This window comes from Leclercia barmai, assembly GCF_049312895.1.
GTDB classification, from domain to species: Bacteria; Pseudomonadota; Gammaproteobacteria; order Enterobacterales; family Enterobacteriaceae; genus Enterobacter; species Enterobacter barmai.
The window spans coordinates 1,452,743-1,468,874 of the sequence record NZ_JBMNWZ010000001.1 but is presented as its reverse complement, the minus strand read 5'-3'; the positions used below and the strand labels follow the sequence as shown (position 1 = coordinate 1,468,874).

General features: G+C 59.8%; 13 protein-coding genes and 1 pseudogene. 3 read left to right on the top strand and 11 right to left on the bottom strand.

Going from position 1 to position 16,132, the window contains the following annotated elements:
• Positions 1–53 precede the first annotated feature (53 nt).
• The 3 genes from ACOYA6_RS06995 to ppk2 form a co-directional block, all read right to left on the bottom strand.
• Positions 54–377 (bottom strand): CcdB family protein, encoded by a 324-nt coding sequence (locus ACOYA6_RS06995; RefSeq protein ID WP_138368981.1) that lies wholly within the window; start codon positions 375–377, stop codon positions 54–56.
• Positions 377–565 carry a type II toxin-antitoxin system CcdA family antitoxin gene (locus ACOYA6_RS06990; protein WP_422654348.1) on the bottom strand — a complete coding sequence of 63 codons (189 nt, stop codon included), beginning with the start codon at positions 563–565 and terminating at the stop codon, positions 377–379. Before ACOYA6_RS06990 ends, ACOYA6_RS06995 begins: the two co-directional genes overlap by 1 nt.
• A gap of 174 nt (positions 566–739) precedes the next feature.
• Positions 740–1,558, bottom strand: a complete 819-nt coding sequence (gene ppk2 / locus ACOYA6_RS06985) for a polyphosphate kinase 2 (protein ID WP_039028733.1) — start codon at positions 1,556–1,558, stop codon at positions 740–742.
• Positions 1,559–1,758: 200 nt separating this feature from the next.
• On the opposite strand from ppk2, the gene araJ reads away from it, so the two are divergent.
• Complete coding sequence (gene araJ, locus ACOYA6_RS06980) at positions 1,759–2,943, top strand: MFS transporter AraJ (protein ID WP_422654347.1); 1,185 nt, start codon at positions 1,759–1,761, stop codon at positions 2,941–2,943.
• A gap of 198 nt (positions 2,944–3,141) precedes the next feature.
• Here the strand turns inward: araJ and ACOYA6_RS06975 are convergent, their stop codons facing one another.
• From ACOYA6_RS06975 to adhP, 7 genes are all read right to left on the bottom strand, one after another.
• Entirely contained in the window at positions 3,142–4,233 is a 1,092-nt protein-coding gene (locus ACOYA6_RS06975) for an alkylhydroperoxidase domain protein (protein WP_422654346.1), read from the bottom strand.
• Positions 4,234–4,242: 9 nt separating this feature from the next.
• On the bottom strand, positions 4,243–5,232 hold the full coding sequence (locus tag ACOYA6_RS06970) for a putative FMN-dependent luciferase-like monooxygenase (protein WP_422654345.1): 990 nt from the start codon (positions 5,230–5,232) through the stop codon (positions 4,243–4,245).
• Entirely contained in the window at positions 5,229–6,830 is a 1,602-nt protein-coding gene (locus tag ACOYA6_RS06965) for a dipeptide ABC transporter ATP-binding protein (RefSeq protein WP_422654344.1), read from the bottom strand. The genes ACOYA6_RS06970 and ACOYA6_RS06965 overlap by 4 nt, the downstream gene beginning before the upstream one ends.
• Positions 6,827–7,678 (bottom strand): ABC transporter permease, encoded by an 852-nt coding sequence (locus ACOYA6_RS06960; protein ID WP_139565112.1) that lies wholly within the window; start codon positions 7,676–7,678, stop codon positions 6,827–6,829. The genes ACOYA6_RS06965 and ACOYA6_RS06960 overlap by 4 nt, the downstream gene beginning before the upstream one ends.
• Complete coding sequence (locus ACOYA6_RS06955) at positions 7,675–8,619, bottom strand: ABC transporter permease (RefSeq protein ID WP_039028739.1); 945 nt, start codon at positions 8,617–8,619, stop codon at positions 7,675–7,677. Before ACOYA6_RS06955 ends, ACOYA6_RS06960 begins: the two co-directional genes overlap by 4 nt.
• A 10-nt stretch (positions 8,620–8,629) precedes the next feature.
• On the bottom strand, positions 8,630–10,249 hold the full coding sequence (locus tag ACOYA6_RS06950) for a TIGR04028 family ABC transporter substrate-binding protein (RefSeq protein ID WP_138368972.1): 1,620 nt from the start codon (positions 10,247–10,249) through the stop codon (positions 8,630–8,632).
• A 226-nt stretch (positions 10,250–10,475) separates the two neighbouring features.
• The gene (gene adhP, locus ACOYA6_RS06945; protein ID WP_039028741.1) at positions 10,476–11,486 is read right to left on the bottom strand and encodes an alcohol dehydrogenase AdhP; all 1,011 of its coding nucleotides are present in this window, start codon (positions 11,484–11,486) and stop codon (positions 10,476–10,478) included.
• A gap of 267 nt (positions 11,487–11,753) precedes the next feature.
• On the opposite strand from adhP, the gene ACOYA6_RS06940 reads away from it, so the two are divergent.
• Positions 11,754–12,353, top strand: coding sequence for an inorganic diphosphatase (locus tag ACOYA6_RS06940; RefSeq protein WP_138368968.1), 600 nt, complete (start codon positions 11,754–11,756; stop codon positions 12,351–12,353).
• Positions 12,354–12,390: 37 nt separating this feature from the next.
• Here ACOYA6_RS06940 and ACOYA6_RS06935 read toward each other — a convergent pair.
• A pseudogene (locus tag ACOYA6_RS06935) lies at positions 12,391–14,099 on the bottom strand (ABC-F family ATP-binding cassette domain-containing protein).
• 350 nt (positions 14,100–14,449) lie between these two features.
• Here ACOYA6_RS06935 and ACOYA6_RS06930 point away from each other — a divergent pair.
• Positions 14,450–15,649 (top strand): MFS transporter, encoded by a 1,200-nt coding sequence (locus ACOYA6_RS06930; RefSeq protein ID WP_422654343.1) that lies wholly within the window; start codon positions 14,450–14,452, stop codon positions 15,647–15,649.
• The last annotated feature ends 483 nt before the right edge of the window (positions 15,650–16,132 follow it).

Genomic DNA, 16,132 nt, shown 5'->3' with positions numbered 1-16,132 from the left:
CGGGTCAGGTTCCCCCGCTCCGGGCTGTGGTTCGGAGCGGGTTTTATGGGAGGTCAGGTGTTGGTGATTAAGGCATCAATGGCAGCAACAACCCGGGTTCTCGCACTCTGCATGTTAGTCACATAATATTTACTGGTAAGTTTCTTTTTCTCAACGCTGGTAATACCAGGCGTATTCATGAATAGCGTCAGGAAATCGATATTAATGACGGCAGAAGCCGGATTAATATGTCCTGAAAGATTATTCCTGTAACTTAATGGCAGAATTAAACGGGTTGACAGGTCATCGTAATAATCATGCTGAATCACCATCAGATAAGGGTGTAATTCACTGGTTCTGGCCGAAGGATTACGGTAAACGTCAAACTGGAAGCACATTAGATCCCTCCGAAAAAAGGATCGTCAGATAGCAACCCTGCTTTCGCGACAAACTCATTCATAGCTCGCATGAACTCCTTATCGCGTTTCCGTTGTTCGATTCGTTCCTCCGGCGTTAATACCGGGCGCGGCGTGACGCCGGTTAAGTGCTCTTTAACGGCGGTTTTTTGCGGGGCATCCACTTTCATTGTCATTGTCTCCTCTGTTGGTGCAGTCATTATCAATCACCAACAATTAAAAACAATACTGTTCCGCCTGGTAATTGAAAAAATGCGAGGCGGCGTACAGGTAAATGCAACGCTATGAAAATCTGAATAATAAACATGAATAATCCTCCCGACAATTTATCGGGAGGGGTATATTCAGAACTTCTCTTTAATATAACGGAACGGATAAGCCGTTGGTTTAATTTTGCCGATTTTGCGTTTCGGTAATTTAACCTCTTCTTCCGGTAGGTCTTTATAGGGAATTTGCGACAGCAGGTGCGAGATAATATTCAGCCGCACGCGCTTTTTATCTTCCGAGCGGGCGACAAACCACGGGGCCCAGGCGGTATCGGTGGCAGCGAACATGGCATCCCGCGCTTCGGTGTACTCATCCCACTTCGTGAAGGATTTGATATCCATCGGGGAGAGCTTCCAGGTTTTGCGCCCGTCATTGATGCGGTCGCGCAGGCGGCGCTCCTGCTCTTTCGGCGTCACTTCCAGCCAGTATTTGATCAGAATAATGCCCGCATCGACCATCGCCCGTTCGATGATAGGGGCTCCGTCGAGGAACTTTTCAACCTGCTCTTCGGTACAGAAACCCATTACGCGTTCCACGCCCGCGCGGTTGTACCAGCTGCGGTCGAAAATGACGATTTCTCCTGCTGAAGGCAGGTGCGGCACGTAGCGCTGGAAATAGAGCTGGCTTTTCTCTTTTTCGGTTGGGGCCGGCAGCGCCACCACCCGGAATACGCGCGGGCTGACGCGTTCGGTCAGGGCCTTAATCGTGCCGCCTTTGCCCGCGCCGTCGCGACCTTCAAAAACGATACAGACCTTCAGGCCTTTACTGACCACCCACCGCTGAAGCTTAACCAGCTCCACATGCAGGCGATGCAGCTCTTTTTCATACTCCGTGCGTTTAAGAGGGGCGGGAGGCGTGGTCGTCGCAACGGTTTTGCTCTTCTTTTTATCTGCCATGATGCGTTCCTTTCAGGGATTCTGCCGGGACGGTGTGACATAACACTTTGAAGTGTAATCAGGGCTGGGCGGAGTGGTGGAAAATATTCACACCCCACCCGAAATAATGGATGAAGCTGCCAGGGAGGTGATTTGAACTGGCTCACCATACAAGATTGTTCAATAATGGCTGTCGCAATTTTTTAACAAGTGGTTGTGGTATGAAAAAGACGGTCTTTTCGTTAGCACTGGGTACCTTCGGTCTGGGGATGGCCGAGTTTGGCATTATGGGCGTACTCACCGAGCTGGCGCGGGACGTGGGGATCTCCATTCCTTCGGCCGGAAATATGATTTCGTTTTACGCTTTTGGGGTGGTGATTGGCGCGCCGATTATTGCGATCTTTTCCAGCAAGTTCTCGCTGAAAACCATTCTGCTGTTCCTGGTGACGCTCTGTCTTATCGGCAATGCGATTTTCACTTTCTCAACTTCGTACACCATGCTGGCGATTGGACGGCTGGTCTCTGGCTTTCCGCACGGCGCGTTCTTCGGTGTCGGCACCATTATCCTTTCCCGCATTGTGCCGCCGGGCAAAGTGACCCTGGCGGTGGCGGGGATGATCGCCGGGATGACGGTGGCCAATCTGGCGGGCGTGCCGCTGGGCACCTGGCTTGGACACCAGTTCAGCTGGCGCTATACCTTCTCACTGATCGCTGCGTTTAACCTGCTGGTGCTGCTCTCTGTCGTCCTGTGGGTGCCGCAGACGTTCGACAAATCGCAGACCCGCCTGCGTGAACAGTTTCACTTTCTGAAAAAGCCGGAGCCCTGGTTCATCTTTGCCGCCACCATGTTCGGTAACGCGGGGGTCTTTGCGTGGTTCAGCTTTGTGAAGCCGTTTATGCTCAACGTGTCCGGCTTTTCCGAAGGGATGATGACCGCGATCATGATGCTGATGGGCCTTGGCATGGTGCTGGGCAACCTGTTCAGCGGCAAGCTGTCCGGTCGCTACAGCCCGCTGCGGATTGCGGCGATGACCGACCTGGTGATTGTGCTGTCGCTGCTGCTGCTGTTTGCTTTTGGCGATATGCCTGCGGCCTCGCTGGGGATGGGCTTTATCTGCTGCGCCGGGCTGTTCGCGCTGTCGGCACCGCTGCAGATCCTGCTGCTGCAAAATGCTAAAGGCGGGGAGATGCTTGGCGCGGCCGGTGGGCAGGTGGCGTTTAACCTCGGTAGCGCCATTGGGGCGTACTTTGGCGGGATGATGATTACCCTCGGCTTCAGCTGGAGTTACGTTACGTTACCGGCGGCGCTGCTGTCGTTCCTGGCAATGTCGTCGCTGTTGATTTACGGGTATTTGAAAGCCCGTAGCAATGATGATGGTGCGCAGAGATTAGCCCGAGCACGCTAATTGCCCGGCGGCGCTGCGCTTGCACGGGCCTACGGGTTTGGTAGGCCGGGTAAGCGTAGCGCCACCCGGCAAGAATGCGGGCACAACACAATCCATTGCGTAGGCCGGGTAAGCGCAGCGCAACCCGGCAAAAATGCGAGCACAACATGATCCGTCGCGTAGGCCGGGTAAGCGCAGCGCCACCCGGCATAAACCCCCTCACGGAAGCGACGGCTCCCCCAGGGTTAACATCAGGCGGTTAGCCCAGGCAAAGAACGCTGCGGACTGCACCAGGTCCAGCTGGGCCAGGGTATCCAGCCCCTCGCGTTCCAGACCGGCGAGATGCCCAGGCGTTACCGCAGGCGGCGTCACCGAGAGAGCGGCCGCAAAATCAATGCCTGCCTGCCAGCGCGGCGTTTGTCCGGCGCTCAGCGACTCCCCGGGTTGCACCGCCAGCAGCGTTTCCACCGCATCATTATCCTTAGAAAGCTGGCTGGCTTTACGCGCATGGACAGAGGCGCAGTAAATGCAGCCGTTGATCTTGCTGGTGACCGCGGCGGCCAGCTCCCGCTCGGCGCGTGACAGCCCGCCTGGCGTATAGAAAATCCCTTTATCCGTGAGCGTACGCTGCTCCAGCACCGGCAGATTGCGCCCCAGCAGGCGGAAATAGTCGGAATCGGTATGGCCGAATTTCTCGAGGATCGCCTGCTCCTCGGCGCTAAATTCCGTCAGCGGTTTTGGCGCCAGCCACGGCTCCCAGCCCAGCTCCTGCTGGGTGAATTGCACCGGCGCCGCTTTGCCGTTTTTCGTCAGCGGCACGGTGTGCCAGTGGCCCGCCACCACGGGGACGTCGCTTGCCACCACCGGTTTGTCATTGAGCAGACGTAACCCTACGATCAGGCGGCTCTGGAAGCTGACAAAGGCGATCAGCTGCGCCAGGGTGACTATCCCTTCTTTGCTCCAGCCTGCCAGGGTCAGGGCGTTGATCGCCCCCGGCGTCGCCTGGACTGGCGAGAAGGTGAGCAGACGAGCAAAGGTCAGGGCGGGCGTCAGGCGCACCGATGTGGGATCCGCCAGCCCAAACCCGGCGTAATGGGCTGCCAGCGCGTCGGCGTTGTGCCATTTTGCCACTTTTGCCGCCACGGCAAAGCGCTCGTCCAGCGCGAAGTCGGCGTCCTGCTGACTGAATAACGTTTCGTAGCTCCCCTGAGCGTGACGCGTTGCCGCATCCCGGGTCTGTCGCGCCTGTTCCAGTGGGGAACCGGGGGCAATCTCCGCCAGTTCGGCGAGAATATCCTGACTTAATGCCATGGTGACTCCTTATAGAAGATGAGGGGCGATCTGCTCTGCAATTAACTCAATCGAACGTAACGTGTCCTGGTGCGGCGGCTCTACGGAATGCACCTGGAATGAAATATCGGTGACGCGCCCCAGCACCGAATCCTTCGCCAGCGAGGCAAGCACCGTCTGCGGCGCGCCGATGTGCGCATCGAACTGGCGACTATAATCCGTGACAGTGTCACCAGTGAGCGCGTGTCCGGCGGCCACGTGCTGCTGCGCCTGACGGGTAAGGCCCGGTTCGGCCACCTTCAGGGCATAGGCATCGCTGTCGGCGACAAAGGCGGTGCGCGAGGCCAGAATGCGCGGGGCCACGCCGGACGGCAGGGCGTCGAGATAGGCATCAATAATCGGGTTCTGGATCTGATCCAGCGTCAGGGAGAGGTTATCCACCGGGCGCGGCTGGGTGCGGGAGAGCATCAGGCCGTGACCCTGCTGTGCGGCCCGTACTGCGCCCTCCACCGAAAAGGTGGCGATCCACACCCGCTCCGTCAGCCCGGGCGCGGGCGGATAGAGATGGTTATCCGGATGGGTCAGGGAGTCCCCGCGCCAGGCGCTCTGGATCAGATGCAGGTTGTCAGCAAAGGTCGCCGCCCGCTCGTTAATGGTCAGCCCGAACGGCAAAAACGAGGTGGGCGTGCCGCCGGAGCCAAACCCAACTTCCAGCCGCCCGTCGGCCAACAGATCCAGCACCGCCGCGTCCTCCGCCACCCGCAGCGGGTTCTCCAGCGGCAGGGTGATAATGGCGGTGCCCAGGCGAATGCGGGTGGTGTGCGCCGCTACGTGGGCGAGAAATACCAGCGGCGACGGCAGGCCGCCTTCATGCTCGTGGAAATGGTGCTGGGCAATCCATGCGCTGTCAAAACCGTAGCGCTCGGCATGGCGGATTTGCTCAGTCGCCAGGCGATAACGTTCTTTGGCTGGGGCATCGTCCAGCAGTCGGGTGAAGAAACCCAGGCGTTTACGCGTCATGCGTACTCCTTCTGTGAAAAATGGGGGATGGCGTCGATCAGCTCGCGGGTGTAGTTGTCCTGCGGCGCGGCGAAAAGCGTGTCGACCGCGCCCTGTTCAACCACCTGGCCGCTGCGCAATACCGTCACGCTGTGGGCAATCCGCCGGACGGTAGCCAGATCGTGAGTGATAAACAGATAGGTCAGGCCCAGCTGCTGCTGAAGCTGCTGGAGCAGGGCGAGGATCTGCGCCTGTACGGTGACGTCCAGCGCCGAGGTGGCTTCATCCAGCACCAGAATGGTCGGCTCAAGAATTAAGGCCCGGGCAATAGCCACGCGTTGGCGTTGCCCACCCGACAGCTCCCGCGCGGTGCGGCTTAACAGCTCCGGCGGCAGGGCCACCCGCCGGGCAACGTTCTCTACCCGGGCGGCCCGCTCTGCTTTGTCGACGGGGGCAAAATTTTTCAGCGGCTCCTCGATGATCTCAAACAGCGTCTGGCGCGGATCCAGCGAGGCAAAGGGGTTCTGATAGACAAACTGGATCTTCTGCCGCAGCTGACGCCGCGCCTCCTGGCTGAGGGTGGTGGCGTCGATATCATCGATGATCACCTGACCCCGGTCGGCCTGCTCAAAGCCCAGCAGGATGCGGGCAAGGGTAGTTTTGCCTGAGCCGGACTCGCCAACCAGCGCGTGGGTGCTGCCGCGCTGCACGGCGAAGCTGACGTTATCCAGCGCCTGCAATTGATGGCCTTTGCCCAGCGCAAAGCGTTTACTGATATCAATGGCGCGGATTGCGGGCGAGGCCAGCCGACGACCCGCCACCGGGGCAATGGTTAACCGCTGGCCCTGAAGATCGCTCAGCAGCTGGCGGGTATAGGCGTGCTGCGGGGCTCGTACCACGTCGGCGGTAGCCCCGTGCTCCTGCACCTCGCCGTGGCGAAACACCAGCAGCCGGTCGGCGCGCTGGGCTGCCAGGGCCAGGTCGTGGGTGACAAACAGCACCGCCGTACCCGACTCCCGGCGCAGCACGTCCAGCAGATCGAGAATGCGTTTTTGCACCGTCACGTCCAGCGCGCTGGTGGGCTCGTCGGCGATAATCACATCCGGTCGCAGGGCGATGGCGATGGCAATCAACACCCGCTGTTTCATCCCGCCGGAGAGCTGGTGCGGAAACTGCTTCATCCGCTGTTCCGGATGGCTGAGACCCACTTTGGTCAGCAGAGCCAGCACCTGCTGGTCGCACGCGGCGGGGCTGATTTTCTGGTGCAGGCGAATGATTTCCCCCACCTGGGCACCGATGGTTTTCACCGGGTTGAGGGAGTTACCCGGATCCTGGGGCACCAGGCTGATGCGCGCCCCGCGCAGATTGTTGAGCCTTTTCGCCGACCACTGGCTGAGATCTTCGCCGTTCAGACGGATGCTGCCGCCGTCGCGCCGGGCGTTGTCCGCCAGCAGGCCGATAATCGCCTGGGCGGTGGTGGTTTTACCGGAGCCGGACTCGCCAACAAAGGCCAGCATCTCGCCGCGCCCGAGGGTAAAGCTGACGTTATGCACCACCTCGCGCCACTGGCGGCCCGTGCGGTAGCTGATAGTCAGATTTTCAACAGAGAGAACCGTCATGAGCGACCTCCGCTTAACTGACGACTGATACGGTTGGTGGCCAGCACCACGGCGATCACCACCAGGCCGGGGAAGGTGGTCAGCCACCAGGCGGTAGAGAGATAGTTACGTCCTTCGGCAATCAGCAATCCCCACTCCGGGATCGGCGGCGGGGTGCCGTAGCCGAGGAAGCTCAGGGTCGAGAGGGCGAGGATCGCCTGACCAAACTGCAGGGTGGCAAAGGCCAGCACCGCGGTCAGGGAGTTGGGCAGAATGTGACGCCACAGCACCGTCCAGAAGGTGCCGCCGCTGCCAAACGCCGCTTCGACGTAGTCCGTGTGGCGGATGCGCACCACTTCACCGCGCGCGAGTCGGGCAAAGCTGGCGATGGACGCCACCCCAACGGCGATGGCGGCATGCACCGTGCCAAAGCCGAGCAAAATAATCACCGTCAGGGAGAGCAGCAGCGAAGGGATGGCGAGCAGCACGTCCACCAGACGCATCAGCACAGACTCCACCCGCCCGGCAAACGCCCCGGCAATCACGCCGATGGCGGTACCCACGATCAGCCCCATCGCCACGGCCACCAGGGCGGCGCTCAGCGAGTGGGACGCGCCATAGATGATGCGGGTGTACAGATCGCGTCCCAACTGATCGGTGCCGAGCCAGTACCCGGCCTGCGGTGCCAGGCGCTGCGCGCCGGGAATGCCTTCAATCGGGCTGAAGTGGGTAAAGAGGTCCGGTGCGATAGCCGCCAGCGCGGCAACGGCAATAATCGCCCAGGCAAACCACAGCCCCGGCTGCCAGCGAAATGCCCCCCAGGCAGGCACGCGTCTGCGCGCTGCGGCAGCGTAATCGACAAGGCTCATACAGCACCTCCGGTAACGGTTTTCAGCCGGGGATCGAACAGCGGCATCAGCAGATCCACCAGCAGGTTAATCAACACAAAGCCGAGGGCGGAGATCATCACCACCGCCTGTAACACGGCGATATCCTGGTTATTGACCGCCTGCTGGGTCAGCATCCCCAGCCCGCTGCGGCCAAAGACGGTTTCGGTGATCAGCGCCCCGGCGATCAGCTCGCCCAGCAGCAGGCCAGCGATATTCAGCACCGGCAGCAGGGCATTGCCGGTAACGTGACGCCAGAGAACGGCGGTTTCGCTCAGCCCTTTGGCCCGTGCTACCGCTACAAACGGCTGGGCGGCGACCTGATCCAGACTGCGCATCAGGATCTGCGCCAGCGGGGCGGAGATCGGAATGGCGACGGTGATAATCGGCAGGATCAGCCCCTGTAGCGGGCCTGGGTTAATCACCGGGATCAGCCTCAGCTGGAATGAAAACAGCTGAATCAAGGCAATACCCAACCAGAAGGTCGGCAGGGAGATAAACAGCACCGGCAGGGACTGAATGGCGTTACTCAAAAAGCGCAGCCCCGGCAGGCGAGAGGCCAGCGCCAGGGCAAAGGCCAGTGCAACCGCCAGCGCAAAGGCGGGCAGCGCCAGGTTCAGGGTGTCCGGCAGGTTGGTGATGATAAGCTCGCTCACCGGCAACCCCGCCTGCACCGAGAAGCCAAAATCGCCGCGCAGCATCGCCCCCAGGGTGTGCAGATACTGCTGCCACAGCGGGCTGTCGGCCCCGTAGGCGATGCGCATCTCTTCGATTTGCGCCGGACTCAGGCCCAGATCCGGGTTCTGGAACTTGATCAGCACCGCATCCCCCGGCAGCACCTGAAGCAGCACAAACGACAGGGTAAACGCCGCCCATAACACCAGCAGCCCCAGCCCGGCCCGTCGCAGCAGATAGTGGCTCATCGTTGCCTCCTTAGTGTTTCTCAAGCCACGCGCCGTAGAACGACGGGCGACCGACCGCTTCAAAACTCACCCCTTTCAGCCACGGCGCACCGGCAAAGACCTGCGGCTCTTCGAAAATCGGGATCACATAGGCGTTATCCAGCAGATAGCGCTGGGCGTCGCCGGTCAGCTGGAGGCGCTTTTGCGGATCCACTTCAGCGGAGATGTTCACCAGCAGCTCGTTGAGCTTGTCGTCGCGGAAGCTGTTTACCTTGTCGCTGGAGCCGCCTTTTTGCAGCAGAGCGTCGCGGTTATTGGGGTAGAACATGCTCTTAACCACGTCCGGGTCGGCGCGGCCCACTTCCGACACGGTAAGCGGGGTTTTCAGCGGGTCGAGGTTGTCGATAACGCGGCTGCCAGCGTCACCGGCCTTCACGCTCAGGGCGACGCCCACCTGACGCCACTGCTGGGCGACCAGCTGTAACACCTCTTTGTTTTGCGGCTGGGGCAGGGACTCATAGATGGTCAGGGCCAGACGCTGGCCGTCTTTGGCGCGAATGCCGTCGCTGCCCGCTTTCCACCCGGCTTCATCCAGCAGGGCGCTGGCTTTGGCCGGATCGAAGGTCAGTTTGTCGCTCAGATCGACATAGCCTGCGGCAGAGTCGGCAATCACCGATTTGGCCTGCGGATAGTTGGGCGAGAACAGGGTCTCGACGACCTGCTTCGCGTTGGTGGCATGCAGCAGCGCCTGGCGCACCCGCACGTCGGCGACCAGCGGATTATCCGGGCGGAAGCTAATGCTGTCGTTCACCCCGCGGGTAGGGGCGGCGTAGATGTGATACCCCTGGTCGGTGGCCTGTTTTTCGTCATAGGCCTGCACCTGGCGGATAAAATCGGCCTGGCCCGCCAGCAGCGCGCCGACACGAACGCTGTCTTCCGGCGTGACCAGATAAGTAATGCCGTCCAGATTCGCCGGGCCCTGCTGGGCGAGATTTTTCGGGCCCCAAGCGTAATCTTTACGCGCCTGGAGATTCACTTCCCGGCCGGGCTTCTCATCCTTCACCACGAACGGGCCGGAGCCGATGATATGGCGCGCGTCGCCCAGCTCCTCGAAGTTACGCTGTAAGGTGCTCAGAGAGACCAGACCGGAGCCGATGGTCGCGGTACCCTGTAAAAAGCCCGGCGAGGGCTTTTTGAAGTAGAACTTCACGGTCAGCGGGTCGATCACTTCGCTGCGGTCGTAGTTGTTGATCACTTCCGACACCGGCAGGCGCTGGGCCTTATTGCCTTTGCCGTAGGTATCGAAGTTCTTCGCCACCGCGTTCGCGTCCAGCGGCGTGCCGTCAGAGAAGGTAACGCCGGGGCGAAGCTTAAAGGTGTATTCGGTTTTATCGGCGTTGGTGGTCCAGCTTTCGGCGATCCACGGCTCAACCTGCAGCGTCTTTGGGTTCTGCCAGGTGAGCTTGTCGGTAATCTGATTCAGGATCCCGCCGTTGGGGTAAAACCCGCCCGCCGGGGGATAAAGGTTGGTGTGGGCCTGTTGCTCCAGATAGACCAGCGTGCCGCCCTTAACCGGCGTATCGGCAGCATAAGCCGCCGTCGTCGCAAGAATTAAAGCCGTCAGCAGCGGCAGACGAAATGGGGTTTGCATGGTGAATTCCTTTGTAATCTTCTTGTTAGCGTCGAATGCATCTTCGGGTGGGGCCGAAAAGAAGGGAACAAAGGAAATGAGCTAAGGATTTGCGGAAAGTGGCAATAAAAAACCGCGCCGGGAGTGGCGCGGTTTGTGGGGCTAAACGAATTTTGCCAGCGGATCGGCGTAATGCATGCTGATTCCGCGATGTTCGCTCTCTCCCCATAGGGAAGAGGGAAGATCGTTATGAACGGAAATCAATCACCATACGGCCACGGATCTGGCCTTGTTCCATCTCTTTGAAGATGGCATTGATATCGCCCAGCGGACGCAGCGCCACTTTCGGCACGACTTTGCCTTCGGCGGCAAACTGGAAGGCTTCGGTCAGATCCTGACGGGTGCCGACCAGCGAACCCACTACCTGAATGCCGTCAAGCACCAGACGCGGAATATCCAGGCTCATTGCTTCCGGCGGCAGGCCGACTGCCACCACGCGGCCACCGGCGCGAACGGCATCCACCGCGGAGTTAAAGGCCACTTTCGCCACCGCCGTGACCACCGCAGCGTGGGCACCACCGGTTTTTTCCTGAATGAATTTAGCGGCATCCTCGTTACGAGAGTTAACCACCAGATCGGCACCCATGCTTTCGGCGAGTTTCAGCTGTTCGTCATTCACGTCAACAGCGATAACTTTGGCGTTAAACACGTTTTTCGCGTACTGCAGCGCCAGGTTACCCAGACCCCCCAGGCCATAAATAGCGATCCACTGGCCCGGCTTGATCTCAGAGACTTTGACGGCTTTATAGGTCGTCACCCCGGCACAGGTGATGCTGCTCGCCGCTGCGGAGTCCAGTCCGTCCGGCACTTTTACCGCATAATCGGCAGTCACGATGCACTCTTCTGCCATACCGCCATCCACCGAGTAGCCCGCGTTCTTCACGGTACGGCACAGGGTTTCGTTGCCGGAGTTGCAGTATTCGCAATGACCGCAGCCTTCGAAGAACCACGCCACGCTTGCGCGATCGCCCGGTTTAAGGGAGACGACGCCAGGGCCTACCTCCTGCACCACACCAATGCCTTCATGTCCGAGGATCACCCCGGTCTTATCGCCAAAATCGCCGTTCTTTACGTGAAGATCGGTGTGGCACACGCCACAGCACTCCATCTTCAGCAGCGCTTCGCCGTGTTTCAGCGGGCGCAGGGTTTTCTCGGTCACTTCTACCTGATGGTCTTTGGTTACGACAGCAGCTTTCATATGTTTCTCCATTTTCATATTGCGGATCTGCAATGCAGGTTAGATAAGACGATATACCTATTAAGGATTAAGTTTTTTAATGGATGTGACAAGGTCGCAGCAACATAATGTAATAATTTAATTGCTATTTTGCGGCTTCGGTCGCGCATGAAAATTAATGGTTTCAGTAATTGTGTGGTTATTATTTCTGCAGCAAATATGTCATGTTTCTGACATAACCAGCCCGTAAGGTGTTGTCTTCTCAATAACCGAAGAGTTAAAAAGACAATGCATCTGGTAAAAAAACTTCTTGCAGTGAGCGTTCTTCTGTCTGCTTCCGTACAGGCGCAAAACATCCTCGAATTCCCACAGCCTGATAACAACCCGGAAGAGTTCTACGCCGTTACCGAAATTCCTGCGGGCGGGATTATTAAGTACGAGACTGACGCCAAAACCGGCTTTATTGTAGCCGACCGCTTCCAGTCGATGCCGGTGGCTTATCCGGCCAACTACGGCTCGCTGACCCAGTCCCTTGCGGGCGATGGCGATCCGCTGGACGTGATTTTCTATACCCGCGCGCCGATGGCACCGGGCACCCTGATTAAGCTGCGCGCCATTGGCGTACTGAAGATGATCGACGGCGGCGAGAAGGACGACAAAATCGTTGCCGTGCCGGCCAGCAAAATCGATCCGACCTATGACGACATTAAAGAGTTAAGCGACCTGCCGAAAATTGAACAGCAGCGCCTGGAGTCGTTCTTCCGCGTTTATAAACAGCTGCCGGAAGGGCGCAAATCGGTGGAGCTGAACGGCTTCAACGATGCCGCCACCGCGAAGCAGGAAATTAAACAGGCATGGGATGCCTGGAAAACGCAGCAACCGAAATAAACAATTGCCCGGCGGCGGCTACCCGCCGGGCATTGCCTTACAGCTGCGCCGTCAGCGCGGCAATTTCCTCCTGCCACTGCGCCTGAAGCTGAGGCTTCTGATGTTTAGGCTTACGCAGCCGATCCTCTTCCAGCAGTTTCTCCAGCATAATCAGCCGCTCTAACAGATCCTCAGCGGGTTCTGCCTGGCCTGCTTTCGTCACAGCCTTTGCCGATTGGTCACGCAAATCGCTGTCATCGCGCAGGCGGGCAAATACCGAATCCGCGTCATGCCATTCGCTCAGCACGCCATTGTCAATCAGCCAGAAGCGGTTGCAGCTCTGGCTGATTAACTGCCGATCGTGGCTGACCAGCAGCACGCCGCCCTCAAACTGTTGTAACGTTTCCGCCAGCGCTTCTTTGCCTTCCATATCCAGATGGTTAGTTGGCTCATCAAGCATCAGCAGGCTGAAGCGCGCCAGCGTCAGGCCAATAAACAGCAGCCGCGAACGCTCGCCGCCGCTCAGGGTGCTGACCTTTTGACCGTGCCGCGCCCAGGCGAACCCGGCGGAGATCAGCGCCATCTTGCGATCCTGGATGTTCGGGGCGAACGGCTCCAGGGCGTCGATCATCGTGGCTTCATCCGCCAGCTGGTGCAGCGTCTGGTCGTAGTAGCCAGGCGCGACGCGAGGGTGGAGGGTTAATCCGGCGTGGCTTTCCGCGGCAATAAACTGCTGCCAGATAAGCCGCATTAGCGAGGATTTGCCGCAGCCGTTGCGCCCGACGATGGCCACCCGGTCGCCGCTTTTTAGACGGACGTTTTCCGCCGAGAACAACGGCGGCAGGCCCGGGGCTGGGGCCACGTCGAGCGACGCGATCTCCAGCAACCGGTCGGCCCGCAGGGCATCGCCGCGCAGGGTTAAGGTCCAGGGCTGCCCGCCGTCAGCGACGTCTGGCTCTCCTTCAGACGTTCCACCTGGCGCTCCATCTGCTTAGCTTTACGGGCCAGATCCTCGTTGTCGTAGACCTTTCCCCAGGTCGCCAGCCGTTTTGCACTGGCGGTGACCCGGTCGATCTCCTTTTGCTCAGCTTTATGACGCAGCGCGTCGCTCTCGTCTTTCTCCGCCAGGGCCTGACGCGCCCGGGTGCAGGGAAGGGCGAAGTAGTGCAGCGTTTTGTCGCGCAGGATCCAGCTGCCGTTGGTGACGGCATCCAGCAGCTGCCTGTCGTGGGACACCAGCACAAAGCTGCCGGACCAGCTCTGTAAAAACTGCTCCAGCCACAGCAGCGTGGGCAGATCCAGGTGGTTGCTGGGTTCATCCAGCAGCAACAGATCCGGCTCGCTAATCAGCGCCCGCGCCAGTAAAAGTCGCGTGTGCTGCCCGCCGCTGAGGGTGGCCGATTGCAGGGCAGTGTCTTCCGGGGTAAAACCCATGTTCGCCAGCAGGGTCTCCGCCCGCCAGCGCTGGCTCTCACGCTCGGCAACCGGCAGCTGCGCCAGAACCGCGTCGAGCATGGTCAACGGGTAGATCTCAGGAGGAAGATGCTGCTCCACCCGCGCCATCAGGCAATGACCGGCCAGCGCCACCGTGCCGGAAAGGGGCGTATCGGTGCCGTCGAGGATCTTCAGCAGGGTACTTTTGCCGCAGCCGTTATCGCCCAGCAGACCGATGCGGTCCCCTTTTTTCAGGCTAAAGGAGAGGTTGTCGTACAGGGTGTCGAAGGCGGTATCAACACGTAAAAATTGTGCAGTCAGTAATGTGCTCATTTGCTTACTCAAGAGTTACAGACGTAAAAACGCCTCGTCAATCAACGCTGACGATAACCCGGTAAGCCCGAGAGAAGGGATTGTCTTAGGTGTCTTCGCTCAAGCCGAAGTTATCGCAGCACGAAACCGATAACGCTTGAGCAGATGCGATCACCAAGGTGAAGTGAAATATCAAAAATTTCACAGCACAGCATAATTAGCCTCCTTAGTATTCAGTAGGTTGATGGATGAAGCGAGTTTAGCGGGGAAGCGCGCTTTCAGCAAGGTAAGCTATTTGGTTGCATTTTAAAACTACCTGACCTAGCCTTAAAGTGGTTTTATTTTGAAACCGTCACAGGAGTTTTGGGAGCATGAAAGCACAACTGACGTTACTGCCTGACCAGGCGATATCCGCAGGTCTGTCACGCAGCCTGGTGTGGCTCTTCGCCATCGCCAGCGGCATGAGCGTGGCAAATGTCTATTTCGCGCAGCCGCTGCTTGATGCGCTGGCGCAGGATTTTGCCATCAGTCAGGCGGCAATCGGCGGCGTTGTTACCGCAACCCAAATCGGATGTGCGCTGGCTCTGCTGTGTCTGGTGCCGCTGGGAGACAGGGTCGATCGTCGTCGACTGATGGCGATACAGCTACTGGCGCTGGTTGCCGCGCTGATGGTGGTGGGGACGGCGCAATCCGCCCCGGTGCTGCTGGCGGGTATGCTTGCCGTTGGCCTGCTCGGTACGGCGATGACCCAGGGGCTGATAGCCTGCGCGGCAAGCGCCGCTGCCCCTCATGAACAGGGGCGGGTGGTAGGAGTGGCGCAGGGCGGGGTCTTTATCGGATTGCTGCTGGCGAGAGTGTTTGCCGGGGGCGTCAGCGATCTGGCGGGCTGGCGCGGGGTCTATTTCTGCGCCGCATTTCTGATGCTGGGGATAGCGATCCCGCTCTGGCGACGACTGCCTGCCTTGCCGCCTGCCGGTTCGCTCACTTATCCGCGCCTGCTCGCTTCAATGCTGACGCTACTGAGGGAGGAAAAGGTGCTCCAGGTCAGGGGCACGCTCGCGCTGCTGATGTTTGCTGCCTTTAATATTTTCTGGAGCGCGTTGGTGCTGCCCCTGAGCGCGCCACCCTATAACTTTTCCCATACCGCTATTGGCGCATTCGGGATGGTGGGGGTCATTGGCGCCCTGGCCGCATCACGGGCCGGGCAGTGGGCGGACCAGGGGCTGGCGCAACGCACCAGCGCAATGGCGTTGGCGATGCTGCTGCTGGCCTGGTGGCCGCTGTCGCTGATGGACGTGTCGCTGTGGGCGCTGGCGATCGGCATCGTGCTGCTCGATCTTGGCGGCCAGGCGTTGCATGTTACAAACCAGAGCCTGATTTTCCGCACCCGACCAGAGGCACATAGCCGGTTGGTGGGGCTGTATATGCTGTTTTACGCGGTGGGCAGCGGGCTGGGGGCGATCGGTACGACCATAACCTATGCCCATTTCGGCTGGCAGGGGGTGTGCCTGCTGGGATCGTCTGTCAGCCTGTTGGCGCTGGTGTTCTGGTGGGCGACGCGGGGGAGGTAAGGTGCGGTGTTTTGCCGGGTGGCGGCTTTGCCTTACCCGGCCTACGGGTTCGGTGCGGTCTTGCCGGATGGCGGCTTTGCCTTACCCGGCCTACGGGGTCGGTGCGGTGTTGCCGGGTGGCGGCTGCGCCTTACCCGGCCTACGGGTTCGGTGCGGTGTTGCCGGGTGGCGGCTGCGCCTTACCCGGCCTACGGGTTCGGTGCGGTCTTGCCGGGTGGCGGTTTCGCCTTACCCGGCCTACGGGTTCGGTGCGGTGTTGTCGGGTGGCGGCTGCGCCTTACCCGGTCTACGGATTCGATGCGGTTTTTTGCCGGGTGGCGGCTTTGCCTTACCCGGCCTACGGGTTCGATGCGGTGTTTTGCCGGGTGGCGGCTTTGACTTACCCGGCCTACGGGTTCGGTGCGGTGTTGCCGGGTGGCGGCTTCGCCTTACCCGGCCTGGCGTGACGATTTTGTAGGCCGGGCAAGCGCGAGCGCCGCCCGG